General features: G+C 67.3%; 27 protein-coding genes. 14 read left to right on the forward strand and 13 right to left on the reverse strand.

From position 1 onward, the window contains the following. Window positions 1-76: 76 nt before the first annotated feature. Window positions 77-1279 (forward strand): bifunctional phosphopantothenoylcysteine decarboxylase/phosphopantothenate--cysteine ligase CoaBC, encoded by a 1203-nt coding sequence (gene coaBC, locus AC3WRI_RS26125; protein WP_010814993.1) that lies wholly within the window; start codon window positions 77-79, stop codon window positions 1277-1279. Window positions 1280-1350: 71 nt separating this feature from the next. After that, window positions 1351-1851: a dUTP diphosphatase gene (dut, locus tag AC3WRI_RS26130; protein ID WP_011615967.1), complete on the forward strand. Its 501-nt coding sequence runs from the start codon at window positions 1351-1353 to the stop codon at window positions 1849-1851. Between the two features lie 54 nt (window positions 1852-1905). On the opposite strand, the gene AC3WRI_RS26135 is transcribed toward dut, so the two are convergent. From AC3WRI_RS26135 to clpS, 4 genes are all read right to left on the reverse strand, one after another. Next, window positions 1906-2754, reverse strand: coding sequence for a VOC family protein (locus tag AC3WRI_RS26135; RefSeq protein WP_492294359.1), 849 nt, complete (start codon window positions 2752-2754; stop codon window positions 1906-1908). A 42-nt stretch (window positions 2755-2796) separates the two neighbouring features. Continuing rightward, the gene (locus AC3WRI_RS26140; RefSeq protein ID WP_492294361.1) at window positions 2797-3804 is read right to left on the reverse strand and encodes a tripartite tricarboxylate transporter substrate binding protein; all 1008 of its coding nucleotides are present in this window, start codon (window positions 3802-3804) and stop codon (window positions 2797-2799) included. Between the two features lie 176 nt (window positions 3805-3980). After that, window positions 3981-6275 carry an ATP-dependent Clp protease ATP-binding subunit ClpA gene (gene clpA / locus AC3WRI_RS26145; protein ID WP_492294362.1) on the reverse strand — a complete coding sequence of 765 codons (2295 nt, stop codon included), beginning with the start codon at window positions 6273-6275 and terminating at the stop codon, window positions 3981-3983. Further along, window positions 6272-6598 (reverse strand): ATP-dependent Clp protease adapter ClpS, encoded by a 327-nt coding sequence (gene clpS / locus AC3WRI_RS26150; protein WP_010814998.1) that lies wholly within the window; start codon window positions 6596-6598, stop codon window positions 6272-6274. The genes clpA and clpS overlap by 4 nt, the downstream gene beginning before the upstream one ends. A 513-nt stretch (window positions 6599-7111) precedes the next feature. On the opposite strand from clpS, the gene AC3WRI_RS26155 reads away from it, so the two are divergent. Continuing rightward, on the forward strand, window positions 7112-7318 hold the full coding sequence (locus AC3WRI_RS26155; protein ID WP_010814999.1) for a cold-shock protein: 207 nt from the start codon (window positions 7112-7114) through the stop codon (window positions 7316-7318). A gap of 210 nt (window positions 7319-7528) precedes the next feature. Here the strand turns inward: AC3WRI_RS26155 and AC3WRI_RS26160 are convergent, their stop codons facing one another. Together AC3WRI_RS26160 and icd are read right to left on the reverse strand one after the other, a co-directional pair. Further along, window positions 7529-7990 (reverse strand): VOC family protein, encoded by a 462-nt coding sequence (locus AC3WRI_RS26160; RefSeq protein ID WP_011615969.1) that lies wholly within the window; start codon window positions 7988-7990, stop codon window positions 7529-7531. A 148-nt stretch (window positions 7991-8138) separates the two neighbouring features. After that, window positions 8139-9389 carry an NADP-dependent isocitrate dehydrogenase gene (gene icd / locus AC3WRI_RS26165; protein WP_010815001.1) on the reverse strand — a complete coding sequence of 417 codons (1251 nt, stop codon included), beginning with the start codon at window positions 9387-9389 and terminating at the stop codon, window positions 8139-8141. Window positions 9390-9662: 273 nt separating this feature from the next. Between icd and AC3WRI_RS26170 the strand changes: the two genes are divergently transcribed. The 3 genes from AC3WRI_RS26170 to AC3WRI_RS26180 all read left to right on the forward strand — a co-directional run bounded on the left by AC3WRI_RS26170 (window position 9663) and on the right by AC3WRI_RS26180 (window position 11282). After that, complete coding sequence (locus AC3WRI_RS26170) at window positions 9663-10325, forward strand: pseudouridine synthase (RefSeq protein ID WP_010815002.1); 663 nt, start codon at window positions 9663-9665, stop codon at window positions 10323-10325. Window positions 10326-10430: 105 nt separating this feature from the next. Further along, entirely contained in the window at window positions 10431-10634 is a 204-nt protein-coding gene (locus AC3WRI_RS26175; RefSeq protein ID WP_010815003.1) for a hypothetical protein, read from the forward strand. Between the two features lie 189 nt (window positions 10635-10823). After that, window positions 10824-11282 (forward strand): DUF192 domain-containing protein, encoded by a 459-nt coding sequence (locus tag AC3WRI_RS26180; protein WP_010815004.1) that lies wholly within the window; start codon window positions 10824-10826, stop codon window positions 11280-11282. A gap of 52 nt (window positions 11283-11334) precedes the next feature. Here AC3WRI_RS26180 and AC3WRI_RS26185 read toward each other — a convergent pair whose 3' ends face one another. Continuing rightward, complete coding sequence (locus AC3WRI_RS26185) at window positions 11335-11820, reverse strand: YajQ family cyclic di-GMP-binding protein (RefSeq protein ID WP_010815005.1); 486 nt, start codon at window positions 11818-11820, stop codon at window positions 11335-11337. Between the two features lie 125 nt (window positions 11821-11945). Here AC3WRI_RS26185 and murB point away from each other — a divergent pair, with 125 nt between their 5' ends. After that, complete coding sequence (murB, locus tag AC3WRI_RS26190) at window positions 11946-12956, forward strand: UDP-N-acetylmuramate dehydrogenase (RefSeq protein WP_010815006.1); 1011 nt, start codon at window positions 11946-11948, stop codon at window positions 12954-12956. A 33-nt stretch (window positions 12957-12989) separates the two neighbouring features. Here murB and ppnP read toward each other — a convergent pair whose 3' ends face one another. Both ppnP and argF read right to left on the reverse strand, forming a co-directional pair. Beyond that, a complete protein-coding gene (gene ppnP, locus AC3WRI_RS26195; protein ID WP_010815007.1) occupies window positions 12990-13301 on the reverse strand; it encodes a pyrimidine/purine nucleoside phosphorylase in 312 nt (103 codons plus the stop codon). 84 nt (window positions 13302-13385) lie between these two features. After that, window positions 13386-14309: an ornithine carbamoyltransferase gene (gene argF / locus AC3WRI_RS26200; RefSeq protein ID WP_439670979.1), complete on the reverse strand. Its 924-nt coding sequence runs from the start codon at window positions 14307-14309 to the stop codon at window positions 13386-13388. Between the two features lie 438 nt (window positions 14310-14747). Here argF and AC3WRI_RS26205 point away from each other — a divergent pair, with 438 nt between their 5' ends. Further along, window positions 14748-15047 (forward strand): DUF3579 domain-containing protein, encoded by a 300-nt coding sequence (locus AC3WRI_RS26205; RefSeq protein WP_010815009.1) that lies wholly within the window; start codon window positions 14748-14750, stop codon window positions 15045-15047. A 113-nt stretch (window positions 15048-15160) separates the two neighbouring features. Here AC3WRI_RS26205 and rpsT read toward each other — a convergent pair whose 3' ends face one another. Continuing rightward, on the reverse strand, window positions 15161-15427 hold the full coding sequence (gene rpsT / locus AC3WRI_RS26210) for a 30S ribosomal protein S20 (protein WP_010815010.1): 267 nt from the start codon (window positions 15425-15427) through the stop codon (window positions 15161-15163). A gap of 328 nt (window positions 15428-15755) precedes the next feature. Between rpsT and murJ the strand changes: the two genes are divergently transcribed. Then, window positions 15756-17306: a murein biosynthesis integral membrane protein MurJ gene (gene murJ / locus AC3WRI_RS26215; protein ID WP_010815011.1), complete on the forward strand. Its 1551-nt coding sequence runs from the start codon at window positions 15756-15758 to the stop codon at window positions 17304-17306. 96 nt (window positions 17307-17402) lie between these two features. Beyond that, window positions 17403-18251, forward strand: a complete 849-nt coding sequence (locus AC3WRI_RS26220) for a SirB1 family protein (RefSeq protein WP_010815012.1) — start codon at window positions 17403-17405, stop codon at window positions 18249-18251. 54 nt (window positions 18252-18305) lie between these two features. On the opposite strand, the gene AC3WRI_RS26225 is transcribed toward AC3WRI_RS26220, so the two are convergent. Then, window positions 18306-18959, reverse strand: a complete 654-nt coding sequence (locus tag AC3WRI_RS26225) for a VTT domain-containing protein (RefSeq protein ID WP_035821236.1) — start codon at window positions 18957-18959, stop codon at window positions 18306-18308. Window positions 18960-19124: 165 nt separating this feature from the next. On the opposite strand from AC3WRI_RS26225, the gene mutL reads away from it, so the two are divergent. The 4 genes from mutL to AC3WRI_RS26245 all read left to right on the forward strand — a co-directional run bounded on the left by mutL (window position 19125) and on the right by AC3WRI_RS26245 (window position 23547). Beyond that, entirely contained in the window at window positions 19125-21122 is a 1998-nt protein-coding gene (gene mutL, locus AC3WRI_RS26230; protein ID WP_492294364.1) for a DNA mismatch repair endonuclease MutL, read from the forward strand. A gap of 33 nt (window positions 21123-21155) precedes the next feature. Then, on the forward strand, window positions 21156-22124 hold the full coding sequence (gene miaA / locus AC3WRI_RS26235; protein ID WP_492294366.1) for a tRNA (adenosine(37)-N6)-dimethylallyltransferase MiaA: 969 nt from the start codon (window positions 21156-21158) through the stop codon (window positions 22122-22124). A gap of 81 nt (window positions 22125-22205) precedes the next feature. After that, the gene (locus tag AC3WRI_RS26240; protein WP_010815016.1) at window positions 22206-22706 is read left to right on the forward strand and encodes a GNAT family N-acetyltransferase; all 501 of its coding nucleotides are present in this window, start codon (window positions 22206-22208) and stop codon (window positions 22704-22706) included. Window positions 22707-22809: 103 nt separating this feature from the next. Further along, entirely contained in the window at window positions 22810-23547 is a 738-nt protein-coding gene (locus AC3WRI_RS26245; protein ID WP_439668233.1) for a GntR family transcriptional regulator, read from the forward strand. 28 nt (window positions 23548-23575) lie between these two features. Here the strand turns inward: AC3WRI_RS26245 and AC3WRI_RS26250 are convergent, their stop codons facing one another. Next, window positions 23576-24319 (reverse strand): aspartate/glutamate racemase family protein, encoded by a 744-nt coding sequence (locus tag AC3WRI_RS26250; RefSeq protein WP_114133729.1) that lies wholly within the window; start codon window positions 24317-24319, stop codon window positions 23576-23578. Between the two features lie 5 nt (window positions 24320-24324). After that, entirely contained in the window at window positions 24325-25686 is a 1362-nt protein-coding gene (locus AC3WRI_RS26255; RefSeq protein ID WP_492294368.1) for an amidase, read from the reverse strand. Window position 25687 lies beyond the last annotated feature (1 nt).

Consider the following 25687-nt stretch of genomic DNA (forward strand, 5'->3'; position numbering starts at 1 on the left):
GTGCGGGAGTGGGGAGCCAACCCTCAGCCGGCTTCCCCGGTATCATTTCCCTTTCTCCCCAGCCAGGTTCCCCACCATGGATTTGCGCGGCAAGCACATCGTTCTCGGCCTGACCGGCGGCATCGCCTGCTACAAGTCGGCCGAACTGGTCCGCCTGCTGACCAAGGCCGGCGCCACCGTGCAGGTGGCCATGACCGAGGCGGCGACGCACTTCATCACGCCGGTGACGATGCAGGCGCTGTCCGGCCGTCCGGTCTTCCTGTCGCAGTGGGATGCCCGCATCGACAACAACATGGCGCACATCGACCTGTCGCGCGAGGCCGATGCCATCGTCATCGCTCCGGCCTCGACCGATTTCATGGCGCGCCTGGCCAACGGGCTGTGCGACGACCTGCTCAGCACCCTGTGCATCGCGCGCGACTGCCCGCTGCTGGTGGCACCGGCGATGAACCGCCAGATGTGGGCCGCCCCCGCCACCCAGCGCAACGCCGCGCAACTGCGCGCCGACGGCGTGATGATCCTGGGCCCCGGCAGCGGCGACCAGGCCTGCGGCGAGGTCGGCGACGGCCGCATGCTGGAGCCCGAAGAACTGCTCGACGACATCATCGCCTTCTTCCAGCCCAAGCCGCTGCAAGGCAAGCGCGTGCTGATCACCGCCGGCCCGACCTTCGAGGCGATCGACCCGGTGCGCGGCATCACCAACCTGTCGTCCGGCAAGATGGGCTTCTCGATCGCGCGCGCGGCGCGCGAGGCCGGCGCCGAGGTGCTGCTGGTGGCCGGCCCCACCGGCCTGCCCACCCCGCGCGGCGTGCTCCGCACCGACGTGCGCAGCGCGCAGCAGATGCATGACGCGGTGATCGCGCAGCTGCACGGCGTGGATGTCTTTGTCGCCGTGGCCGCGGTGGCAGACTGGCGCCCGGCTGAAGTCGCGCAGCAGAAGCTGAAGAAGGCCAACGATACCGACACCCCCACGCTGCAGTTCGTGCAGAACCCCGACATCCTGGCCACGGTCGCGGCGCGGGCCGACGCACCCTACTGCGTCGGCTTTGCCGCCGAGAGCGAGAACCTGGAGCGGTACGGCGAGCAGAAGCGCCAGCGCAAGGGCGTACCGCTGCTGGTCGGCAATATCGGCCACCATACCTTCGGCCTGGACGACAACGAAATCGTGCTGTTCGACGCCGCCGGCATGACGCGGCTGCCGCGCGCCGACAAGCTGTCACTGGCGCGCCAGCTGGTGGCGGCGATCGGCCAGCGCCTGCCCGGGCGCACACGGCCCTGATGGCGGGCGCGCGTCCGGTATCATGCGCGGCTGCCACCTATTCCGTTGAACCGATTTCCCCCAGGATTCCCATGACCCAGCCACTGAACCCAACCGTCGAAATCAAGGTGCTCGATGCGCGCCTGAATGAATGGGGCCTGCCCGCCTACCAGAGCGAAATGGCCGCCGCCATCGACCTCCATGCCTGCGTCGACGCCCCGGTATCGATCGCGCCGGGCACGCCCGCGCAACTGGTGCCGGCCGGCATCGCCGTGCACATGGGCAACCCGTACATGGCCGCGACCATCGTGCCGCGCTCGGGCCTGGGCCACAAGAAGGGCCTGGTGCTGGGCAATTCGATCGGCGTGATCGATGCCGACTACCAGGGCCAGATCATGGTCAGCGTGTGGAACCGCAACGCGCCCGGCACCGAGCCGATCGTGATCCAGCCGGGCGAGCGCATCGCGCAGATGATGTTCGTGCCGGTGCTGCGGCCGGTGTTTTCGACGGTGGCAGAATTCAGCGAAGACAGCGAACGCGGCGCGGGCGGCTTTGGCTCGACCGGCGTGCACCACGCCAAGGCCAGCGCCTGACGCAGCCTCTGGCCGCACAAGACACTGGCGCCCCGCGGGGCGCCAGTTTGCTTTTCAGCACTGCTGCTCGAACAGCAGCGCCACGCCGCTGGCGGCGTCCGCCAGCACCAGGGTCTCGCGCGGGCCCAGGTCGTGGGTCGGCACACCCTGTTCGCGCCAGCCGGCACGTGCCGCCGCCAGGTCATCGGTGCGCAGGCGGATTGCAGCGTAGCCCGGCCCCTCGCGCCGGACATGCGCGGTGCCGGTGGCCGAAGCCAGCGCCTGCGGCGTGCTGACCACCAGCGTGGCATCGTCCAGCGCCAGGCTGCAGACATGTTCGCTCAGCTGCGTCAGCTCGCCGCCGGTCAGCTCCGCGTAGGCGTGCGCGGCGGCGTCCACCAGCGCGGGCGCCACCACCAGGAACATGGTGGCGATGCTGTGCGCGCCGTTGGCATGGCGGGTCCATTCGGGCCGCCACAGCAGTTCGGGCGTACGGTGCTCGCAGACGAAGTAGCGCGCGCCCGGCGCATCGTCAAGCGCGGTCACGCGGAAGGTGGCCGGGTGCTCGCTGCCGTCATCCAGCCGCACCGGACGCGAGAACTCGATCGGGTCCGAGGTGTGCCAGCCCGCCGCACGCAGCCGTGCCGCGGTGGCAAAGGCATCGGCGCTCTTGCACGACATCGCCGCGCAGCCGCCGCCGTGCGCCTGCGCATCCCAGTAGTACTGGCGGCTTGGGCTGGGCGCGGTCACGTGCAGCAACTCAAGGTAGTCCCGCCGCAGCATGATGCAGTGGTTCTGCGAGCCGAGCGTGTGGTAGCCGCGCGGCGTCAGCGTAAAGCCGAGCCGGCGCCATGCCCGGGCCCCGGCATCGAGGTCTGGGCACACCACCACCGCGTGGTCGAACATTTCCGCTTGCGTTGCCATCGGCATCCTCTCGGTTTCACGGCGCACCCGCGCCGGACATCGTCATTCGAACTGGATATTGGCCTTGCGCGCCACGGCCTGCCATTTGTCATGCTCGCGGCGCACCAGGTTGCCGAGGTCGGCCGGGCTGCCGCCCACGATCTCGAAGCCCTGCGCGGCCAGCGCATCGAGCACGCGCGGCTGGCGCAGCGATTCGACCAGCGCGTCGTGGATGCGCGTGACCGTGGATGCCGGCAGGCCGGCCGGGCCGAACACGCCGATCCAGGAGTAGGCCTCGAAGCCCTTGAGCCCCTGCTCTGCCACCGTCGGCACCTGCGGCAGCTGGCGCAGCCGGCTGGTGCCGGTCACGCCCAGCACCTTGATGGTGCGTGCGGCCACGTGCGCCTGCACGGCGGCGTAGCTGCTGAAGAAAATATCGACCTCGTTGGACAGCACCGCCTGCACGGCCGGGCCGCCGCCCTTGTAGGGCACATGCAGCATGCGTACGCCGGCTTCGGTCGCCAGCGCCTCTGCCGCCAGCTGGTTCAGGCTGCCGATGCCGGACGAGGCATAGCGCACGTCGTCGGGCCTGGCCTTGGCCAGCTCCACCAGCTCGCGCACATTGGCCACGGGCAGCGCGGGATTGGCGGCAATCACCAGCGGAAAGCGCACCAGCTGCGAGATTGGCGAGAAATCGCGGAAGGTGTCGTAGGGCAGCTGCTTGTAGGCGAAAGGGTTGATGGCGTGGGTGTCGAAGGCCATCAACAGGGTGGAGCCGTCCGGCTTCGCGCGCGCCACGGTGCTCGATGCGATCAAGCCGCCGGCACCCGGCTTGTTGTCGACCACCGCGGCCTGCCCCAGCGTCGCCTTCAGCCCAGGCTGCAGCTGCCGGGCCACGATGTCGACGCTCCCGCCAGGCGGGAACGGCAGCACCAGCGCGATCGGGCGGTTGCCCGCCAGCGGTTCGGCGCCGGCGGCTGCAGCGACGTGGAGCATCGGGACGGGCATGGCACCCAGCGGCAGGATCTTGAGCAGCAGGCGGCGGCGCCGCGTGCGTTCGGCAGAGGACATCAGGGTTTTCAGGCTGGATTCCTGGCCGGTTGCGCGGCCAGCTGCGGCCGCAAACCCGTGCCCCGACGGGCATGGCCGGCGGCCGCCGGGACAAAAAGAAAAGGGGCGGCATGACTGCCGCCCCCGTATTTTGCCCGATGACCGGCCACGTTGCTGGCAACGCGGCCGATAACCGCTCAGGCTTCTGCGCGCTGTTCCTCGGGCGCCTCGGGCGGTTCCGGCTCGATCTCGGAGAAATCGAGCTTGATCTGGTCCTGCTCGTCCAGGTCCACCACCACCTTGCCTCCCGAAACCAGCCTGCCGAACAGCAGTTCGTCGGCCAGGGCCTTGCGGATCATGTCCTGGATCAGGCGCTGCATCGGGCGCGCGCCCATCAGCGGATCGAACCCCTTGTGCGCCAGGAACTTGCGCAGCTTCTCGGTAAAGCTGGCTTCCACCTTCTTCTCGTGCAGCTGCTCTTCCAGCTGCATCAGGAACTTGTCGACCACGCGCAGGATGATTTCCTCGTCCAGCGAGCGGAAGCTGATCATGGCATCCAGCCGGTTGCGGAACTCCGGCGTGAACATGCGCTTGATGTCAGCCATCTCGTCGCCCTGCTCGCGCGAGCTGGTGAAGCCGATGGTGGCGCGGTTCATGGTCTCCGCTCCCGCGTTGGTGGTCATGATGATGATCACGTTGCGGAAGTCGGCGCGCCGGCCGTTGTTGTCGGTCAGCGAACCATGGTCCATCACCTGCAGCAGGATATTGAAGATATCCGGATGCGCCTTCTCGATTTCGTCCAGCAGCAGCACGCAGTGCGGCTTCTTGGTGACGGCCTCGGTCAGCAGGCCACCCTGGTCGAAGCCGACGTATCCCGGCGGCGCGCCGATCAGGCGGCTCACCGCGTGGCGTTCCATGTACTCGGACATGTCGAAGCGCAGCAGCTCGATGCCCATGATGAAGGCGAGCTGCTTGGCGACTTCGGTCTTGCCCACGCCGGTGGGGCCGGAGAACAGGAACGAGCCGATCGGCTTGTCGGTCTTGCCCAGGCCGGCGCGCGACATCTTGATCGCCGAGGCCAGTGCCTCGATCGCCGGGTCCTGGCCGAACACCACCGACTTCAGGTCGCGGTCCAGCGTCTGCAGCTTGCTGCGGTCGTCCTGGTTCACGCTCTGCGGCGGGATGCGTGCGATGCGCGAGACGATGTCCTCGATCTCGCCCTTGCCGATGGTCTTCTTCTGCTTGGACTTCGGCAGGATGCGCTGCGCCGCGCCGGCTTCGTCGATCACGTCGATCGCCTTGTCGGGCAGGTGACGGTCGGTGATGAAGCGGGCCGACAGCTCCGCTGCCGCGGTCAGCGCCGAGGCCGCGTACTTGACGCCGTGGTGCTCCTCGAAGCGCGACTTCAGGCCGCGCAGGATCTGCACGGTCTGGTCGACCGAAGGCTCGACCACGTCGATCTTCTGGAAGCGCCGCGACAGCGCCGCGTCCTTCTCGAAGATGCCGCGATATTCCGTGAAGGTGGTCGCGCCGATGCACTTGAGCTGGCCCGACGACAGCGCCGGCTTGAGCAGGTTGCTGGCGTCCAGCGTCCCGCCCGAGGCAGCGCCCGCGCCGATCAGCGTGTGGATCTCATCGATGAACAGGATCGCGTTCGGATTGTCCTTGAGCGACTTGAGCACGCCCTTCAGGCGCTGCTCGAAGTCGCCGCGGTACTTGGTGCCGGCCAGCAGCGCGCCCATGTCGAGCGAGTAGACGGTCGCCTTTTCCAGGATGTCCGGCACCTCGTTCTTGGTGATGCGCCACGCCAGGCCCTCGGCGATCGCGGTCTTGCCGACGCCGGCCTCGCCCACCAGCAGCGGGTTGTTCTTGCGCCGGCGGCACAGCACCTGGACCACGCGCTCGACTTCGCTCTCGCGGCCGATCAGCGGGTCGATCTTGCCGGCCTTGGCCAGCGTGTTCAGGTTCTGGGTGTATTGCTCGAGCGGGCTTTCCTTGCCGTCGCCGCCCTCGCCTTCGCCGGCGGCATCGCCATGCTTGGCGGGCTCGGACTGGTCCTTGCGGATGCCGTGGCTGATGAAATTGACCACGTCCAGCCGCGTCACGCCCTGCTGCTGCAGGTAATAGACCGCGTGCGAATCCTTCTCGCCGAAAATCGCGACCAGCACGTTGGCACCCGTCACTTCCTTCTTGCCGTTGGAAGTGGACTGGACGTGCATGATCGCGCGCTGGATCACGCGCTGGAAACCGAGCGTGGGCTGGGTATCGACCTCGTCGGTACCCGGCACTACCGGCGTGTTATCCGCGATGAAGTTCTTAAGGCTGGTGCGCAGGTCTTCTACATTGGCCGCGCAGGCGCGCAAGACTTCCGCTGCCGTGGGATTGTCGAGCAATGCCAGCAGCAGGTGCTCCACGGTAATGAACTCGTGGCGTGCCTGCCTGGCTTCGACAAACGCCATATGCAGGCTCACTTCCAATTCTTGCGCAATCATGCTTCCTCCATCACGCACTGCAGGGGATGCCCCGCCTGCCGCGCGTGCGTTGACACCAGCTCGACCTTGGTCGCTGCAATATCCCTGGTGTAGATACCGCAGACGCCCTTTCCTTCCCGGTGCACGGTGAGCATGATCTGCGTCGCCGTTTCCCGGTCCCTGCTGAAATACTGCTGCAGGATCATCACTACAAACTCCATCGGAGTGTAGTCGTCATTAAGCAGCACCACCTTGAACATGGCGGGCGGTTTAAGCGCCTGCTCTTTCCGCTCCAGGATGGTGCCCGCTTCGCGTTGTGGGACATTCGCAAGCCGTGTAGCCATGGCTTTATTCTAACCCTTACTCGCAACTCTGCAATTTGGGGAAAAGGCGCCGGATTCAAGAGCCGGGCCACCTGTTTCCGGTGGTGGAAGGACGCGGGATTTCACGCGGGAGGCATTGCAAGGCACGTGGCCGGCGCGGGCGGGACAGCAAGCACGGCAGCCCTGGCGCATGCCGCCAAGGTACCACCAGGTGCCGTCCCATTCCCGCCACACCCTGCTGGCAGTGGGGAATCCGCCAACTTGACAGTATCCTGCTTTGCCAGAAGAATCGTTCGCACACCTGCCGACGGCCAACGAGCCAAAGCAACAGCCGAGACAGGTGATCCGTGAGCAGGGAGGCCACGGCCGCCGCGGCGGCGAGTCAGCATCGAGACTGTCCGCCACGCGATTGCACCTCGCCGCGCGTCATCGCCGGCCGCGCCTCAGGACGCGGCAGGTCATGGCGCCGCAGTCCGTGCCGTCTGGCCGGCAAGGCTTCCCCGCTTTGAAATCTGCTATTTCGTGGGGGAGTATATGGCAAGCGGTATCGTCAAATGGTTCAATGACGCCAAGGGCTTCGGGTTCATCAAGCCGGACGAGGGCGAAGAAGAACTGTTTGCGCACTTTTCGGCTATCCAGATGTCCGGCTTCAAGACGCTGAAGGAAGGTCAACGCGTCTCGTTCGAGGTGGTCCAGGGCCCCAAGGGCAAGCAAGCCACCAATATCCAGGACGCCAGCTAAAGCGCGCCGCGACCGCATCCCGGCCGCAGAGCCGCGGAGCGGTCAACCAGGGTGTGGGGGGAGCTCCCCCGGGACGGGATCGATGCCAGCGCCCCGCGTTGCCGCCACGGCGGTGCGGCGGGTGCCGGCGCGGATCAGCTGCACGCACCACATCCGACCGAAAGCCCGGCCTCGCGCCGGGCTTTCTGCTTGGGCCCCGGGGTCGGGCCATCAGGCCCAGCCGTCGATCTTGAGCCCGCTGGCCTGCTCGGCTTCTTCCCTGGTGACCTTGCGCACAGTCTGGCCGAAGGTCCAGACATGGCCCTCCGCGTCCCGGGCCGTGTAGGTCCGGTCGCCGTAGAACTCGTCCTGCGGCTCGCGCAGGATCACGGCGCCGGCGGCGCGGGCGCGCTCGCAATGCTGGTCCAGCCCTTCCCGCAGGTGCACGTGCAGGGTCTGGGTATTCTTGCCCCCGATCGAGGCCGGGCTGGCGGTAAAGTCCGCCCACTCGCTGCCCACCATCAGGTAGCTGTCGCCGAAACGCATTTCAGAATGCACCAGCTGGTCCTGCTGGTCGCGGATCACCATGACCCGCTCAAAGCCGAAGGCGCGCTCCAGCCAGTCCAGGGCCGCCAGCGGGTCCTTGTAGAAGAGGGCCGCACCGAACGCGGTGCGGCGGAAGGGATCGTCCATGCCTGTCTCCTCGGGCCGCCAGGCCCGTCAGTCCAACCCCTGACGTTCTAGGCAACAGTGGCGCCCGGGGCAAGAAAAAACCCCGGCGCCGACCAGACGGCACCGGGGTTTTCCTTGGCAGGTCGCCCGCCGCAGCGGGAGTCCGTGCTTACATATTGTCGATCATCACCTGGCCAAAGCCCGAGCACGACACTTGCGTCGCGCCTTCCAGCAGGCGGGCGAAGTCATACGTCACCTTCTTGGACAGGATCGACTGCTCCATCGACGAGATGATCAGGTCCGCGGCTTCGGTCCAGCCCATGTGACGCAGCATCATTTCGGCCGACAGGATTTCCGAGCCCGGGTTGACGTAGTCCTTGCCGGCGTACTTCGGCGCGGTGCCGTGGGTGGCCTCGAACATGGCAACCGAGTCAGACATATTGGCGCCCGGGGCGATGCCGATGCCGCCGACCTGTGCGGCCAGCGCGTCGGAGACATAGTCGCCGTTCAGGTTCAGCGTGGCGATCACCGAGTATTCGGCCGGACGCAGCAGGATCTGCTGCAGGAAGGCGTCGGCAATGGCGTCCTTGATCACGATGTCCTTGCCGGTCTTCGGGTTCTTGAACTTGCACCACGGGCCGCCGTCGACCAGCTCGGCGCCGAATTCCTTTTGCGCCAGCTCGTAGCCCCAGTCACGGAAGCCACCTTCGGTGAACTTCATGATGTTGCCCTTGTGCACCAGCGTCACCGACGGCTTGTCGTTGTCGATGGCGTACTGGATCGCCTTGCGCACCAGACGCTCGGTGCCCTCGCGCGAGACCGGCTTGATGCCGATGCCCGAGGTCGCCGGGAAGCGGATCTTCTTCACGCCCATCTCGTCCTGCAGGAACTTGATGAGCTTCTTCGCCTGCTCGCTTTCCGCCGCCCATTCGATGCCGGCGTAGATGTCTTCCGAGTTCTCGCGGAAGATCACCATGTCGGTCTTTTCCGGCTCACGCACCGGCGAGGGCACGCCCTTGAAGTAGCGCACCGGGCGCAGGCAGACGTACAGGTCCAGCTGCTGGCGCAGTGCCACGTTCAGCGAGCGGATGCCGCCGCCCACCGGCGTGGTCAGCGGACCCTTGATCGAGACCACGTAATCCTTGAGCACCTCCAGGGTTTCGTCCGGCAGCCACACGTCCGGGCCGTAGACCTTGGTTGACTTCTCGCCGGCGTAGATCTCCATCCAGGCGATCTTGCGCTTGCCGCCATAGGCCTTGGCCACAGCCGCGTCGACCACCTTGATCATCACCGGGGTGATATCGAGGCCCGTACCGTCGCCTTCGATGTAAGGAATGATCGGATTGTCCGGGACATTCAGCGAAAAGTCCTGGTTGACCGTGATCTTTTCGCCGGCCGGAACCTTGATATGTTGGTACATGACGTCTCCAGTACGGAACGGTTGTGACTGCCGCCGGTTCATGGCCGGTCGGCGAGATTCGGGGAGATGGCGCTGTGGCATTGTAGCGGGCCTTGCTGCGCGCCCGTGCTGCATTGCATCACCCTGGCGCCATCCTGGGCTGCCTTCAGTCTTATATAAGACACAAGACTAATTTCGTATTATGCAGTAATTTTTCATCATCCGCCAATCGGGCCGGACCCCAGATCCGCCGATTTCCCGGCCCGGCGCGCCGCTGCGGCATACTTGCGCCCCATGACCCTGATTGCCCTGAACAAGCCGTTTGGCACCATGAGCCAGTTCTCGGAACACCCGACGCGCCCGACGCTGGCCGCGTGCGTGAGCGTGCCCGGCGTCTACCCGGCCGGGCGGCTCGATGCCGACAGCGAGGGCCTGCTGCTGCTGACCGACGACGGCGCGCTGCAGGCGCGCATCGCCGACCCGCGCCACAAGCTGGAGAAGACTTACCTGGCCCAGGTCGAAGGCATTCCCGATGCCGCAGCGCTGGCCCGGCTGCGCGCCGGAGTAGACCTCGGCGACTTCGTGACCCAGCCCGCCAGGGTACGCGCCATCGACGCGCCCGACTGGCTGTGGCCGCGCCAGCCGCCGGTGCGCTTTCGCGCGGCGATCCCGACCGCGTGGCTGGAGCTGAAGATCCGCGAGGGCAAGAACCGGCAGGTGCGCCGCATGACCGCCGCGGTCGGCTTTCCCACATTGCGGCTGGTGCGCGTCGGGATCGGCCCGCTCGACCTGCGCGCGCTCGGCCTCGCGCCCGGGGCCTGCTGCGAGGTGTTGCCGGCGCAACTGGGACTGGCACCGGCAGCACCGCGCATGCGCCAGGAGCCGGCACCTCGATCCCATGTCTCGAAGACCAGACAGGCGAACGACACCAAGCGGCGTTCTCGTTACAAAAACTAACAAGTCGCGGGTCAACGCTGGCGGCAGCGCCCTCGTTCTTGTCGGGGACACGTCCTATCACGCGTCAAACTTTCCGACTGTTCTCATCCTTCGAGGTAATACGTCATGAAAAAACTGATCGCTGCTCTGGTTGTTGGCCTGTTCGCCACCGGCGCCTTCGCCCAGGCTTCGGCACCTGCTGCCGCCGACGCTGCAGCGCCCGCGGCCACCAAGGAAGCCCCGAAGACCACGACCAAGAAGAAGACCACCAGCAAGAAGCACAGCAAGAAGAAGGCTGCCCCCGCCGCTTCGGCCCCGGCTGCCCAGTAATCGCTGGCGCCCTTCCTGCCCCGTGCGCTCGCGAGGCAGGAAAGAGAAGGCAGGCTGCCGCCAGGCGCCTGCCTTTTTTGTTGCCGCGACAGCTCGTGATGCGCGACGTACGGCCCGCCGCACATCGGTACACTGCGCGTGCGCTATGCTTGCGGCTGCCGCTGCCCGCGCCATTTCAGACTGAACACCATGTCCTTCCTGTCCAACACGCTGTTGTCACGATGCTCCTCGATTGCCGGCCTGCTCGCGCTGAGCGCCGGGATCGCGCACGCGCAGGCCGCGCTGCCGGTGGTGCCGCTCACCGCAGGCATGTTTGCAATCCAGGCCGAGGTTGCCGCCACGCCGGCGGCACGCGAGCAGGGGCTGATGTACCGCACGACCATGGCCCCCAACGCCGGCATGCTGTTCGTGTTCGAGCAGAAGGCGGGCCACTGCTTCTGGATGCGCAACACCGAGCTGCCGCTGTCGATCGCCTTCCTGGCCGATGACGGCACCATCGTCAATATCGAGGACATGGCGCCGCGCACGGAGAGCAATCATTGCCCGAAGGCGGCGATCCGCTATGCGCTGGAAATGAACAGGGGATGGTTCGCGCAGAAAGGCATCAAGGCCGGCGCGAAAATCGGCGGACTGCCGCAGCCTCGCTGAGTGCGGCAGCGCCAGGCGGCGCCGGCAGGAGCACCGGCGCGGGAGGCAGGAATCAGTCGCGGAAGTTGTTGAAGTCCAGCGGCGCCTCGGACACGTCCTTGCGCAGCATCGCCATCACGCTTTGCAGGTCGTCGCGCTTGGCGCCCGACACGCGCACCGCATCGCCCTGGATGCTGGCCTGCACCTTGATCTTGCTGTCCTTGATGATGCGCACGATCTTCTTGGACAGGTCGCCGGTCACGCCCTTCTTGATCGAGATCACCTGCTTGACCTTGTCACCGCTGATCTTGTCGATCTTGCCGTAGTCCAGGAAGCGCACGTCAACGTTGCGCTTGGCCATCTTGTTGATCAGCACATCCTTGACCTGGCTCAGCTTGAAATCATCGTCGGCAAAGGCAGTCAGTTCATTTTCCTTGTGCTCGACCCGGGCGTCCGAGCCCTTGAAATCGAAGCGCGTCGAGATTTCCTTGTTCGCCTGCTCGACGGCGTTCTTCACCTCAACCATGTTCGCTTCGCACACTACATCAAACGACGGCATTGCATTCTCCTTGTGATCCGTATGCCCGGAAGCCGGCCGCGCACGGCGCCTTCCGTATAATCCAGCCTACCTCGCAGTTCCGGGTCGCTTGCCCTCCAGCGGCGGCCGCGTCACCTTTCCCTTGCATGGCAGATTTCCACGAATTCTATCCCCTGCGTCGCCACAATACATTCGGATTCGACGCGCGCGCGCGCTTTGCGGTACATGTGCGCAGCGAAGCCGACCTGACCGCGGCCCTGGCCGACCCGCGTGCCGACGGCCTGCCCCTGGTGGTCCTGGGCGGCGGCAGCAATGTGGTACTGACCGGCGACCTGGACGCGCTGGTGCTGCTGATGGAAATCCCCGGCTACCAGCCGGAGGAGACTGGCGATGCCTGGCTGGTCACCGCCGGCGCCGGCGAGAACTGGAACGCGCTGGTCAACCGCACCATCGCCGACGGCATGCCCGGCCTGGAAAACCTGGCGCTGATCCCCGGCACCGCGGGCGCGGCGCCGATCCAGAATATCGGCGCCTACGGGGTGGAGCTGCGCGAGCGCTTCGAAGGCGTGCGCGCCTATGACCGCCACACCGGCGCATTCGTGTGGCTGGACCTGCGGGCCTGCGGCTTCGGCTACCGCGACAGCCTGTTCAAGCACGCCGGCGCCGGCCGCTACATCATCACGGCGGTGACGCTGAGCCTGCCCAAGGCGTGGCAACCGGTGCTGTCGTACGGAGAGCTGGCGCGCGAACTCGATGGCCGGGCTGCGCCCGATGCGGCCACGATTCGCGACGCCGTGGTCGCGATCCGTTCGCGCAAGCTGCCCGACCCGGCACAGCTGGGCAATGCGGGCAGCTTCTTCAAGAATCCGCTGGTCAGCGCGGCGCAGCGCGACGCGCTGCTGCAGGCCAACCCGGACCTGGTCAGTTATGCGCAGCCGGACGGCTCGTACAAGCTGGCAGCCGGCTGGCTGATCGACCGCTGCGGCTTCAAGGGCATGACCGATGGCCCGGTGGGCGTCTACGGCAAGCAGGCGCTGGTGCTGGTGCACCACGGCGGCGGCACCGGCGCGATGCTGCTGGCACTGGCCAACCGCATCGCCGATGCGGTGCAGGCGCGCTTTGGCGTGCGCATCGAACCGGAGCCGGTAGTGCTGTAAAGCAGGTGGGCCAGGACCGGCCCGCCGCGCCGGTCACGCGAAGTGGCAGACGTAGTCCAGCGTTTCCTGCACCTCGATATCGAAGCTGCTGTTGCCCGGCACGCTGAACTGCTGGCCCGCGCCATAGGTCTGCCAGTCTTCCGAACCGGCCAGGCGCACGCGGCAGGTGCCGGCGTTGATTTCCATGATCTCGGGCGCGCCGGTGTTGAAGGTCAGCGCGGCCGGGAAGATCACGCCCAGCGTCTTGCGGGTGCCGTCCGGGAACAGCACGGTGTGGCTGACGCACTTGCCGTCAAAGTACAGGTTGGCTTTCTTGACGACCGACACGTTGTCGAACTGGCTCACTTCCATCTCCTTGGGTTTCTGTACGAAAGACGTAAAAAGAGGGGCCATCGCGGCCCCTCCCTGTTCACCCCGCGCCGCGCTGGTTCAGTAGCGGCCGCAGAGCAGGTATTCCATCAGCGCCTTCTGCACGTGCAGGCGGTTCTCGGCCTCTTCCCAGACCACGCTCTTGGGACCGTCGATCACGGCGGCCTCGACTTCCTCGCCGCGGTGCGCCGGCAGGCAGTGCATGAAGAGCGCGTCGGGCTCGGCGCGGTCCATCATCGGGGTCGTGACCATCCAGTCCTTGAAGGCGCGCTTGCGGGCGTCGTTCTCGGCCTCGAAGCCCATGCTGGTCCAGACATCGGTGGTGACCAGGCTGGCGCCCTGGCAGGCCGATAGCGGATCGTCGAAGACCTTGACCAGGCCGGCTGCCGACGCCGGCACCATCGCCGGATCAAGCTGGTAGCCCGGCGGCGCCGAGAAATGGAAGGTAAAGCCGAGCCGCTCGGCGGCCTGGATCCAGGTGTAGGCCATGTTGTTGGCATCGCCGATCCACGCCACGGTCTTGCCGCGGATACTGCCGCGCTGCTCGATGTAGGTGAAGACGTCGGCCAGCACCTGGCACGGGTGGTATTCGTTGGTCAGGCCGTTGATCACCGGCACGCGCGAATGCGCGGCAAAGCGCTCGATGATGTCCTGGCCGAAGGTGCGGATCATGATGATGTCGACCATGCGCGAGATCACCTGCGCCGCATCCTCGATCGGCTCGCCGCGGCCCAGCTGCGAGTCGCGCGTGTTCAGGAACACCGCGTGGCCGCCCAGCTGGTGGATGCCGGCTTCGAACGACAGGCGCGTACGCGTGGAATTCTTCTCGAAGATCATGGCCAGCGTGCGGTCGTGCAGCGGGTGCCAGGTCTCGTAGTTCTTGAACTTGGCCTTCAGGATCCGCGCGCGATCCAGCAGGTACTCATACTCGTCGGGAGTGAAGTCGCTGAACTGGAGGTAATGCTTGATCGGGGTTGAGCTCATAAAACAAAGAAGGCGGCTCGGTGGGGACGCGCCGTCACGAAGTGTTCATGACTCAAGCGCGCCGCGGAGCCGCCTTTCGCGTCGCATACGCAATTTAACTGCAAGAATCATAAGGGATTATTTCTGCTTTGGCGAGTCCGGGACAACCCGGCACGGACTTGCGCCCTGCACTTGCCCGGGCCCGCTGACAGGTTCCCGACAGGATTTCGCCCTTATGCGCAACTCTTATATAAGATATAATACCCGCTGATTCACGCGGGGCCCGGCATACCCATGCCGCTGCCCGCCGCCGGCATCAAAAGTGCCCCCGCAAGACACCGACGCCCCGCCTTCCGGCTGGAACCAGCGCGAACCAAACGCGCCCCGGCCGCGCCAAACGGGCGCCCGTCCAGCGGGTTTACCGTCGAGTCGTCCGCCTCACCCGCAGTGTCCAGCCTCATGAACCCCAACGTTCGCGAATTCTTTATCCAAGGCATTACCAAGGAAGGCAAGACCTTCCGTCCGAGCGACTGGGCCGAACGGCTGTGCGGCGTGATGGCGCAGTTCCGCCCCGAGGGCGACAGCGGCGACCCGCGCCTGACCTACTCCCCCTACGTGCGGCCGATCTTCGCCGGCAATGTCAAATGCGTGGTGGTGGACGTGCGGCTGCGCGACATTGAACCCAAGGCGCTGGATTTCGTGCTTAACTTTGCGCGCGACAACAACCTGCAGCTGGTTGAAGCCTGTTCGCTGGAATAAGCGTGCCGGCCTGGCGCCGGAAAGCAAAAAAGCTCGTCGGATGACGAGCTTTTTTGTTGGCGGATGCCTGGGCACCCTCCTCTGCTGGACCGCCGGGGCGGCCCGGGCAGCGATCAGGCAGCCATCGACTTGATGGCGGCCGACAGGCGCGACTTGTGACGTGCAGCCTTGTTCTTGTGCACGATCTTCTTGTCGGCAATGCTGTCGATCACGGCTTGCGAGTTCTTGAAGATCTCGGCGGCAGCGGCCTTGTCGCCAGCGTCGATGGCCTTGCGGACGGCCTTGACGGCGGTGCGCAGACGCGAACGCAGGCTGGAGTTGTGAGCGTTCTGGGCAACGGCCTGGCGGGCGCGCTTGCGAGCTTGTGCGGAATTTGCCATGTAAAAATATCCTGAATTCAGATGCGTGCCGCGGGGGACACAACAATTAAGTCATATCGAGCGACCCGGGATGCACTGACACACGAATCCGGAACGCAACTGTCCTTGTGAATCGGCAATTATACACAGATGCCGGCGCACAAAGCAACACGGCGGACACTTTGCCAGCTCAGGCCCGGGCGGGCGCCGGGCCGGTCCGTATAATAAGCGCCACATTGTGCCGGGGCACGTGGCGCGCCGGCAACTTTATCGCCCGGACCGCGTCTCAGTGGCGTCCCCGGCATGCGGTGCGCCCGCACCGATCCACCGTCCCGCACCGACCCGCACCTTGAACCTGCTCAAAGCGCTCGCCACCATCAGCAGCCTGACGATGCTCTCGCGCATCACCGGCCTCGTGCGCGAAATCCTGATCGCCCGCGCCTTCGGCGCGTCGGAGATGACCGACGCGTTCAACGTGGCCTTCCGCATTCCCAACCTGCTGCGCCGCATTTTCGGCGAAGGCGCGTTCTCGCAGGCCTTCGTGCCGATCCTGGGCGAATACCACACCAAGCGCGGCGACGAGCCGACCAAGACACTGATCGACGCCGTCGCCACGGTCATGACCTGGGTGCTGATGGGCGTGTCCCTGCTTGGCGTGATCGGGGCACCGCTGGTGATGACCGCGGTCGCCACCGGCTTCCGCGGGCAAAGCGAGACCTATACCGCGGCCGTGTTCATGACGCGGGTGATGTTCCCGTATATCGGCCTGATCTCGCTGGTGGCGCTGGCGTCCGGCATCCTCAATACCTGGCGCAAGTTCGCGGTGCCGGCCTTCACGCCGGTGCTGCTCAACCTGTGCCTGATCATCGCGGCCCTGTTCGTCGGCCCGCACATGGACCAGCCGATCTACGCGCAGGCGTGGGGCGTGCTGGTCGGCGGCGTGCTGCAGCTGGCGATCCAGGTGCCGGCGCTGCGGCGCCTGGGCGTGATGCCGCGGCTGAGCTTCAACCTGCGCGCGGCGTGGTCCGATCCCGGCGTGCGCCGCATCCTGCGGCAGATGGGGCCGGCGCTGCTGGCCGTGTCGGTGGCGCAGATCAGCCAGATCATCAATACCAATATCGCCTCGCGGCTGGCCGCGGGCAGCGTCTCTTACCTGACCTATGCCGACCGGCTGATGGAATTCCCGACCGCGCTGCTGGGCGTGGCGCTGGGGACCATCCTGCTGCCGAGCCTGTCCAAGGCCAACGCCTCGGGCGACCATGCCGAGTACTCGAGCCTGCTCGACTGGGGCCTGCGCCTGACCTTCCTGCTGGCGGTGCCCTGCGCGGTGGGGCTGTTCGTGTTCGGCGCGCCGCTGACCGCCGTGCTGTTCAACTATGGCAAGTTCGACGCCCACGCGGTCGAGATGACGCGCCAGGCGCTGGTCTCGTACGGCGTCGGCCTGATGGGGCTGATTTCGATCAAGATCCTGGCGCCCGGCTTCTATGCGCGCCAGGATATCCGCACGCCGGTGAAGATCGCACTGCTGGTGCTGGTGATCACGCAGGCCTGCAACTATGCGTTCGTGCCGTGGATCGGCCATGCCGGGCTGGCGCTGTCGATCAGCGCCGGCGCCACCATCAACGCCCTGCTGCTGTTCTTCGGCCTGCGCCGGCGCGGCCTGTACCGGCCGGCGCCGGGCTGGTGGCTGTTCCTGGCGCAGCTGTGCGCCTCGGTGCTGCTGCTGTCCGGCATGCTGCTCTGGTTCGCGCGCAACTTCGACTGGATCGGGCTGGGCGCGACGCCGCTGCTGCGCATCGCGCTGCTGGCTTCGTGCCTGGTACTTGCAGCGGTGGTCTACTTCGGTACACTGTGGCTCATGGGACTGCGCTACTCTGCCTTCAGGCGCCGCGCCGGCTGATGGGCCAGCGAATCTGCCAACGCATGGGCCACCTAACGAGCCGGCAATGGTGACCCACGCTGCGCGCGGTGCCGGCGGCTGCACCGGGAAACCGACATGACATCCACCAAAGTCCTGGATTATTTCGCCAGCCTCGTGGCTGACGAAAACGGCATCCCGCTGACCGAAACCGCGCTGTCCATCGCGCAGGACGCCTACCCCGACCTGGACCTGCAGTCCGAGCTTGCGGCGCTGGACGTGCTGGCGCTGCGCCTGAAGCGCCGGATCGCCGAAGGCACCCCCGCGATCCAGCGGCTGCGCCTGCTGAACCATTTCTTCTATCGCGACCTGGGTTTCGGCCCGAACGCGAACGACTACTACGACCCCGACAACTCCTACCTGAACGTGGTGCTGCGCCAGCGGCGCGGCATCCCGATCTCGCTTGCGGTGCTGTTCATGGAGCTGGGCCAGCAGATCGGCCTGCCGCTCAAGGGCGTGTCGTTCCCCAACCATTTCCTGCTGCGCATGACGATTCCTGCCGGCGAGGTGATCCTGGACCCGCTCACCGGCGAGACCCTGTCGAAGGAACGGCTGCAGGAAATGCTGGACCCGTACCTGGAGCGCGAAGGCATCAGCGATGCCAGCCAGGTGCCGCTGGGCCTGTTCCTGCGCGCGGCCAGCCACCGCGAGATCGTCGCACGCATGCTGCGCAACCTGAAGGCGATCTACCTGCAGGAGTCGCGCTGGCAGAGGCTGCTGGCGGTGCAGAACCGGCTGGTGATCCTGCTGCCGGGTTCGATCGAGGAAGTGCGCGACCGGGGGCTGGCGTACGCCAACCTGGAGTGCTTCCGCCCCGCGCTGGCCGACCTGGAAGCCTATGTGCTCGCCCGGCCCGATGCGGCCGATATCGGCCAGATCCGCGAGCGCATGCCGGCGCTGCGGATGATGAGCCGCAGCCTCAACTAAGAACCCGCTTCATAGTGAAAAGAGGGCGCGAAGGCTGCGCGGCCCCTCACTTGCTCAGCGCTCCACGCGCGTGGGCCGGCGGCGGTTGCCGCGCACCAGCTTCCACAGCCCGCCCAGAACCAGCGGCACCACGGCCGCGCCAATGCCGGCCAGCACGATCAGGTTCAGGTACTGGCGGATGAACGGCAGGTTGCCGAAGAAGTAGCCGGCAAAGACCAGGCCGACCACCCAGGCCACGGCGCCGACCACGTTGAACATCTGGAAGCGCGCAAAGGTCATCTGCGACACGCCCGCCACGAACGGGGCGAAGGTGCGCACGATCGGCACGAAGCGCGCCATCACCAGCGTCTTGCCGCCGTGCCGCTCATAGAAGTCATGGGTGCGGCGCAGCGCATCCTGGTCCAGGAAGCGCCACTGATGGTCGAACACCTTGGGCCCGATCCAGCTGCCCACCAGGTAGTTGACGGTATTGCCGGAAATCGCCGCCACCAGCAGCAGGCCGATCAGTGCCCACTCGTTCATGGCGCCGGTTGCGCAGAAGGCGCCCGCGATAAACAGCAGCGAGTCGCCCGGCAGGAACGGCAGGACCACCAGACCGGTTTCGGCAAAGACGATCAGGAACAGGATGGCATAGACCCAGTGGCCGTACTGGTCGATGACCGTGCCGAGGTATTTGTCGACATGCACCAGCATGTCGATGAGCTGCAAAGCGAGATCCAAGTCGTTCCCCGTTGATGGTTTGGTTGACTGCGTTCTGTCCGATGCGGCCTGGGCCGCCTTGGCCTGAATCATACAAGAGCCGCCGCGCCAATCCGTCACCTGCGGCGCCTTTGCGCGTCCGACTCCGTGCGGGCGTCCACGTATAATCGCCGGATGCCTGCCTCCGCCTCCAGCACCGCCCTGCGCACCACCCAGCAGCCGCGCCCGATCCGGCCGCTGCCGGACCAGCTCATCAGCCAGATCGCCGCCGGCGAAGTGGTGGAACGACCGGCCTCGGTGGTCAAGGAGTTGCTGGAAAACGCGCTCGACGCCGGCGCCACGCAGCTCGGCATCCGGCTGGAAGAAGGCGGCGTGCGGCGCATCGTCATCACGGACAACGGCTGCGGCATCCCTGCGGCAGAGTTGCCGGTCGCGCTGACGCGCCACGCCACCAGCAAGATTGCGTCGCTCGACGAACTGGAATCAGTGCTGACGCTGGGCTTCCGCGGCGAGGCCCTGGCCTCGATCGCCTCGGTGTCCCAGCTGGCCCTGACCAGCCGCACCGCGGCCGATGCCCATGCCACCCAGGTCAGCGCCGATACCGGCACGGTGCAGCCTGCCTCGGGCGGGGTCGGCACCACCGTCGACGTGCAGCACCTCTACTTCAACACGCCAGCGCGCCGAAAGTTCCTCAAATCGGAGCAAACCGAGCTGGGGCACTGCCTGGAGATGGTACGGCGCACGGCGCTGGCGCGGCCCGACGTGACCATCTCGGTCCACCACAACGGCAAGCCGCTGGAGCACTGGAATGCCGGCGACGTCGCCACCCGTACCGCGCAGGTGCTGGGCAATGACTTTGCCCGCGCCCGCCTGCCACTGGACGAAGAGGCCGACACGCTGCACCTGTATGGCTTTGCCGGGCTGCCCACCGCCTCGCGCGGGCGGCCGGACCAGCAGTACTTCTTTGTCAACGGCCGCTTCGTGCGCGACAAGCTGCTCAATCACGCGGTGCGCAGCGCCTACCAGGACGTGCTGCACGGCGACCGCTTCCCGTCCTATGTGCTGTGCCTGGACCTGCCGCCGGAGATGGTCGACGTCAACGTGCACCCGTCGAAGATCGAAGTGCGCTTCCGTGAATCGCGCGCCGTGCACCAGTTCGTCTACCACGCGGTGCAGCGTTGCCTGGCGCGGCAGGCCGGCGGGAACGGCGACAGCCTGCATACCGATGCCGACGGCGAGATCACCCTGCCGTCTGGCGGCGCGACACCGGCGGGCGGCGCACGGCCGGGCTATGGCGGCGGCAGTGGTGGCGGCGGCAGTGGTGGCGGCGGCCAGTGGATCAATTATTCCGCGGCACGCCAGACCGAACTCGGCATCGCCCAGCCACGCCAGGCCTACCTGGGCATGGTGCGCGATGCCGCCGCACCGGCAGCGCGGCCGTATGGCGCCATGCCCGGCACCCCGGCGCAAGCGCCGGCCTGGCTGGCCGACGCGCAGGCGGCACGCGCCGACGACCCGCCCGGCCTGCTGGACCGCCTGCCGCCGGCCGCGCGCGCCGGCTTTGCCGATCCTGCCGACGCCCCCGACGACCACCCGCTCGGCTACGCCATCGCCCAGCTGCATGGCATCTATGTGCTGGCGCAGAACGCGCGCGGGCTGGTGCTGGTGGATATGCATGCCGCGCACGAACGCATCCTGTATGAGCAGATCAAGGCCGGCCTGGACGCGCGCGACCTCGCGGTGCAGCCGCTGCTGATCCCGGTCACGCTGCCCGGCAGCCCGGTCGAGATCGGCGTGGCCGAAGAACACCAGGAGACACTGACGCTGCTGGGCTTCGATATCGCCCCGGTGTCGCCCACCACTCTCGCGGTGCGAGCGGTGCCGGCGCTGCTGCAGCAGGCCGATGCCGAAGCGCTGGCGCGCGATGTGTTGCGCGACCTGCATGCCTACGGCGGCTCGCGCGTGCTGGCCGAGCGCCGCAACGAACTGCTGGCCACCCTCGCCTGCCACAGCGCGGTGCGCGCCAACCGCAAGCTCACGCTCGAGGAAATGAACGCGCTCTTGCGCCAGATGGAGCAGACCGAGCGCGCCGACCAGTGCAACCACGGCCGCCCGACCTGGGTGCAACTGACCGTGACCGAGCTGGACCGGCTGTTCCTGCGCGGGCAATAAGCCGCTCGCCCCACGATTCATCCAAGGCTTTCGATGTCCGCCGTACCCCACGATTCCGCCACGCATCCGCCCGTGGTCTGCCTGCTCGGCCCCACCGCCTCGGGCAAGACCGCGGCCGCGCTGGCGCTGGCGGCCGACGCGCCGGTGGAGATCATCAGCCTGGATTCGGCGCTGGTGTACCGCGAGATGGATATCGGCACCGCCAAGCCCACGCGCGAAGAACTTGCAGCCGCGCCGCACCACCTGATCGACATCATCGACCCGGCCGACAGCTACTCCGCGGCGCAGTTCGTCACCGATGCCGAACGGCTGATCGCACAGATCCGCGCGCGCGGCCATGTGCCGCTGATCGTCGGCGGCACCATGCTCTACTACAAGGCACTGACGCAGGGGCTCAATGACCTGCCCCAGGCCGATGCCGCGCTGCGCGCGGAGCTGGACCAGCTTGCCGCCGAGCGCGGCTGGCCGGCGCTGCATGCGATGCTGGCCGAGGTCGACCCGGTCACCGCGGCGCGGCTCGCGCCCAATGACGCGCAGCGCATCCAGCGCGCGCTGGAGATCCACCGCCTGTCCGGCCAGCCGATGTCGGCACTGCTGGCGCGCCAGGCCGAGGGGCGCACCTTTGCCGGCGCGGCGGACCAGCGCTTCCGCGTGATTGCGCTGGAGCCATCGGACCGCCTGGCGCTGCACGCGCGCATCGCTCAGCGTTATGACGCGATGCTGGCCAACGGCTTTATCGAGGAAGTCGAGCGGCTGCGCCGGCGCGGCGACCTGCATCCGGGCTTGCCGTCGATCCGCTGCGTCGGCTACCGGCAGGTATGGGAGTACCTGGACGGCGACGCAGACTTTACCACCATGCGCGAGCGCGGCATCGCCGCCACGCGCCAGCTGTGCAAGCGCCAGCTGACCTGGCTGCGCAGCACGCCCGAGCGGCTGGTGGTGGATTGCCTGGCGCCCGGGTATGTCGACCAGGTGCGCAGGCTGGCGGACTTCGGGCACTGACCCGATTGCATGCAAGCTGGCGCGGCAAGTGACGCACAGGCGATAATTCCGAATTCCTGTTTGCCGGAGAGCCGACCCAGCATGTCCAAGCCCGCCTTCACGCTCCGCCCCGCCACCGCCGCCGACAGCGAGACGCTGTTCAACCTGATCCTGGCGCTGGCCGAATACGAAAAGCTGACGCATATTGTCGAAGCCACGCCGCAGAAGATCCAGGATGCACTGTTCGGCGCCACGCCGCATGCCGAAGCGGTGCTGGTCGAAGTCGACACCGATGGCGGCCGGCAAGCCGTCGGCTTTGCCCTCTTCTTCCACAATTTCTCAACCTTCCTGGCCAGGCCCGGCCTGTACCTGGAAGACCTCTATGTCGATCCGGCCTGGCGCGGCCACGGCCTGGGCAAGGCGCTGCTCAAGCACCTCGCGGCGCTGGCGGTCGAGCGCGGCTGTGGCCGCTTCGAATGGTCGGTGCTGGACTGGAACCAGCCGTCGATCGACTTCTACCAGGCCATGGGTGCGGACGTGCTGCCCGACTGGCGCATCTGCCGCGTGACCGGCGAGGCGCTGGACAAGCTCGGCGCGAAGTAAGAACGGCAACCGGTCCGACGCCGCTGTTATACACTTGATGGCAAGCCGCCATACAATAACGACACCGACTGTCTTTTTTTCCGAGCCGCCAACGCCAACCGCCATGCCACAAACCAAAGCCGACCTGCCCGCCACCGACGGTATCAATGAGACCGACACGGACAGCGCGCGCGGCGCGTCGGTCGAGGCAATCGCCGACCGCATCCTGACCGCGATCTGGGAGCACCGGCTGCCGCCGGGTACCAAGCTGGTCGAGGAAAAGCTGGGCGGCGTGTTCGGCGTGAGCCGCACCAAGGTACGGCTGGCCTTTGCCAAGCTGGCGCATGAAGGCGTGCTGACGGTCCATCCCAACCGCGGCACCTTCGTCTCCAGCCCGAGCGTGGCCGAAGCGCGCCAGGTGCTGCATTCACGCCACCTGCTGGAACCCGCGCTGGTGCGCGACCTGGCCGGCGCCATTGGCGCGCCGGGGGTGCGCGCGCTGCGCGAAACCACGCGCCAGGAAGCGCAGGCGCGCGACAGCAACGACCGCCGCGCCATCATCCGGCTGTCGGGCGAGTTCCACTGCAAGCTGGCGGAAATGACCGGCAACCAGTACCTGGGCAAGTACATGCGCGAGCTGTGCTCGCTGACCTGCCTGATCATCGCGCTCTATGACGCACCGGGCGTGCCGTCGTGCCCGCACCATGAACACGACGACATCGTCGATGCACTGGAAGCCGGCGACGGCGAGCGCGCCGCGCGGCTGATGTCCGAGCACCTCGGCCATGTCGAGAGCACGCTGCGGCTGCAGGCGCCGGCCGAGGAAAAGGTCGATCTCGAAGCGGTGTTCGCCGCGGTCTGAGCCGCGGCGTCATCGGCGGCGAAGTGGCTTAGCGGTGCTCGATGCGCGCTGCCAGCGCCGCGGGCAAACCCAGCGTGGGCTTGGCATCCGGGCGGCGGAACGTGCCCGCGGTGGCCTTGCGCGGCTGCAGCGCGACCAGCGCCTCGGCCTGCTTGACGGCGGCGGCCATCTGGTCGACCACCGGCACCGGAATGCGGTCGCGCACGCGCGCGGCCAGGCCGGCCAGCGGCGCGCCGGCCAGGATCACCACATCGGCTTCATCCTCCGCCACGGCGCGGTTGGCCAGTTCCACCAGCACGGCTTCCTTCTCTTCCTGGACGTCCGACACCGAGGCAAAGCTGCCGTCCAGCATGCGGATGCCGGCCAGCCGGCCGCGCAGGCCATGCATGTCCACGCACTCCTCATACCAGGGCCCCAGCGCCCGCGCAAAGGTCACGATGGCAAAGCGCCGGCCCAGCATGCAGGCCGACAGCATCGCCGCCTCGGCCATGCCCACCACCGGCAGATCGAACAGTTCGCGCGCGCCCATCAGGCCGGGGTCGCCGAAGGCCGCGATGATGGCCGCGTCGAACTGGCCATGGTGCTCGGCCAGCATCTCCAGCGCGATGGCGCCGCCGATCTGCGCCTCGGCGCGCGTGGCGATATAGGGCACGCCGCGGCTGGCGGTCAGCGGCACCAGCTCGGTGCCGGGGGCCGCGGCCTCGGTGGCCGCCGCCATCAGCCGCGCGGTGATGCCTTCGCTGGTATTGGGATTCAGGACAAGGATTCGCATGACGGTTATCCGGCAGGGTTGAGCAGCGGCGCCAGCACGCTTTCGGCCAGCCTGGCCGCGGCCAGCACGTTGCGGTCGGCACCGCGCGGGCCGGCGATCTGCAGGCCCGCCGGCAGCCCGTCGCGGCCATGGCCGCAGGGCACCGAAATGGCCGGCGCCAGCGCATGGTTGAAGAAGGGCGTGAACACCGCATGGGCGCGCGGCTCCACCGCCACGCCGCCGATCCGCTCCGGCCCGAGCCGGTCGTTGCGCCACGCCACGCACGGGGTGGTCGGGCACAGCAGCAGGTCATAGCGGGTAAAGAACCCGGCCACGGCCAGCGCGATCTGGTGGCTGGCTTCGCGCGCGCGCGCCACGTCGGCGCCGCTCCAGGCCAGCCCGCGCTCGATCTGGCGCGCCACGTCGGGATCGAACAGCTCCGGGTCGCGGCGCCAGGCCTCGCCGTAGAGATTGGCCAGGCCGACATGCTGCAGCGGCATCAGCGCGGGCTCGTCGGCGCCCTTCGGCCAGGCCGGGTCGGCACGCTCGATGGTCAGGCCCGCGGCCTGCAGCCGGGCCACGGCCTGCTCGAAGGCCTGCGCGACATCGTCGTCGACCGGCGTGTCCAGGCCCAGGCGCGGGCTGACCGCGATCTTCAGCGTATGCAGCGGGCGCGCGGCGCCAAGCGAGAAGCCCAGCGTATCGGGATCGCGCGGATCGGCGCCGGCCAGCGCCTCGAACATCAGCTCGGCATCGGCCACCGTGCGCGTGATCGGCGCAATCACCTGGATGCCGTTGAAGGCATGGGGAAAGCCGACCGAATCGGGAATCGCGCCGTAGGAAGGCTTGAAGCCGACCACGCCGGCATGCGCGGGCGGGCGCCGGCTGGAACCGCCGCCGTCGGTGCCCAGCGCCAGCGGCGCCATGCCGGCCGCCACCGCCACCGCGCAGCCGCCAGACGAGCCGCCCGCGGTCAGCGTGGCATCGAGCGGATGGCGCGTCAGCCCGTAGACCTTGTTGGTGGTCAGGCCCTTGCAGGCGAACTCCGAGGTATTGCCCATGCCGAGCACGATCGCGCCGGCCTGGCGCAGGCGCTCGACCGCGATCGCGTCGGCGGGCGCAATGAAGTCGCGATACAGCTGCGAACCCTGCGTGACGCGGCGGCCCTGGCTCCAGATCACGTCCTTGACGATCACCGGCACGCCCGCCAGCAGCGGGCGCTCGCCCTGCGCCAGGCGCGCGCGCAGCTGCGCCAGGTCGGCATCGACCAGCTCCTGGCGCTGCTCGAACACGGCGTTGAGCTGGTCATTGCGCGCCGCGATGCGAGCCTGGAAGGCGGCGACCACCTCGGCGGGATCGAGGCGGCCCGCGGCGACGCGGGCCGCGATA

The organism is Cupriavidus sp. FW305-27 (assembly GCF_058787995.1).

Excerpts from the sequence above, each read along its gene's own strand:
- clpS (WP_010814998.1), bottom strand. The coding sequence starts at position 6,598 with ATGGCTACACGGCTTGCGAATGTCCCACAACGCGAAGCGGGCACCATC.
- AC3WRI_RS26175 (WP_010815003.1), top strand. The coding sequence starts at position 10,431 with ATGAAAAAACTGATCGCTGCTCTGGTTGTTGGCCTGTTCGCCACCGGC.
- argF (WP_439670979.1), bottom strand. The coding sequence starts at position 14,309 with ATGAGCTCAACCCCGATCAAGCATTACCTCCAGTTCAGCGACTTCACT.
- icd (WP_010815001.1), bottom strand. The coding sequence starts at position 9,389 with ATGTACCAACATATCAAGGTTCCGGCCGGCGAAAAGATCACGGTCAAC.
- AC3WRI_RS26180 (WP_010815004.1), top strand. The coding sequence starts at position 10,824 with ATGTCCTTCCTGTCCAACACGCTGTTGTCACGATGCTCCTCGATTGCC.
- coaBC (WP_010814993.1), top strand. The coding sequence starts at position 77 with ATGGATTTGCGCGGCAAGCACATCGTTCTCGGCCTGACCGGCGGCATC.
- clpA (WP_492294362.1), bottom strand. The coding sequence starts at position 6,275 with ATGATTGCGCAAGAATTGGAAGTGAGCCTGCATATGGCGTTTGTCGAA.
- AC3WRI_RS26160 (WP_011615969.1), bottom strand. The coding sequence starts at position 7,990 with ATGGACGATCCCTTCCGCCGCACCGCGTTCGGTGCGGCCCTCTTCTAC.
- AC3WRI_RS26170 (WP_010815002.1), top strand. The coding sequence starts at position 9,663 with ATGACCCTGATTGCCCTGAACAAGCCGTTTGGCACCATGAGCCAGTTC.
- AC3WRI_RS26245 (WP_439668233.1), top strand. The coding sequence starts at position 22,810 with ATGCCACAAACCAAAGCCGACCTGCCCGCCACCGACGGTATCAATGAG.
- rpsT (WP_010815010.1), bottom strand. The coding sequence starts at position 15,427 with ATGGCAAATTCCGCACAAGCTCGCAAGCGCGCCCGCCAGGCCGTTGCC.
- AC3WRI_RS26140 (WP_492294361.1), bottom strand. The coding sequence starts at position 3,804 with ATGTCCTCTGCCGAACGCACGCGGCGCCGCCGCCTGCTGCTCAAGATC.
- miaA (WP_492294366.1), top strand. The coding sequence starts at position 21,156 with ATGTCCGCCGTACCCCACGATTCCGCCACGCATCCGCCCGTGGTCTGC.
- AC3WRI_RS26205 (WP_010815009.1), top strand. The coding sequence starts at position 14,748 with ATGAACCCCAACGTTCGCGAATTCTTTATCCAAGGCATTACCAAGGAA.
- AC3WRI_RS26185 (WP_010815005.1), bottom strand. The coding sequence starts at position 11,820 with ATGCCGTCGTTTGATGTAGTGTGCGAAGCGAACATGGTTGAGGTGAAG.
- AC3WRI_RS26240 (WP_010815016.1), top strand. The coding sequence starts at position 22,206 with ATGTCCAAGCCCGCCTTCACGCTCCGCCCCGCCACCGCCGCCGACAGC.
- AC3WRI_RS26155 (WP_010814999.1), top strand. The coding sequence starts at position 7,112 with ATGGCAAGCGGTATCGTCAAATGGTTCAATGACGCCAAGGGCTTCGGG.
- mutL (WP_492294364.1), top strand. The coding sequence starts at position 19,125 with ATGCCTGCCTCCGCCTCCAGCACCGCCCTGCGCACCACCCAGCAGCCG.
- dut (WP_011615967.1), top strand. The coding sequence starts at position 1,351 with ATGACCCAGCCACTGAACCCAACCGTCGAAATCAAGGTGCTCGATGCG.
- murB (WP_010815006.1), top strand. The coding sequence starts at position 11,946 with ATGGCAGATTTCCACGAATTCTATCCCCTGCGTCGCCACAATACATTC.
- AC3WRI_RS26135 (WP_492294359.1), bottom strand. The coding sequence starts at position 2,754 with ATGGCAACGCAAGCGGAAATGTTCGACCACGCGGTGGTGGTGTGCCCA.
- AC3WRI_RS26220 (WP_010815012.1), top strand. The coding sequence starts at position 17,403 with ATGACATCCACCAAAGTCCTGGATTATTTCGCCAGCCTCGTGGCTGAC.
- AC3WRI_RS26250 (WP_114133729.1), bottom strand. The coding sequence starts at position 24,319 with ATGCGAATCCTTGTCCTGAATCCCAATACCAGCGAAGGCATCACCGCG.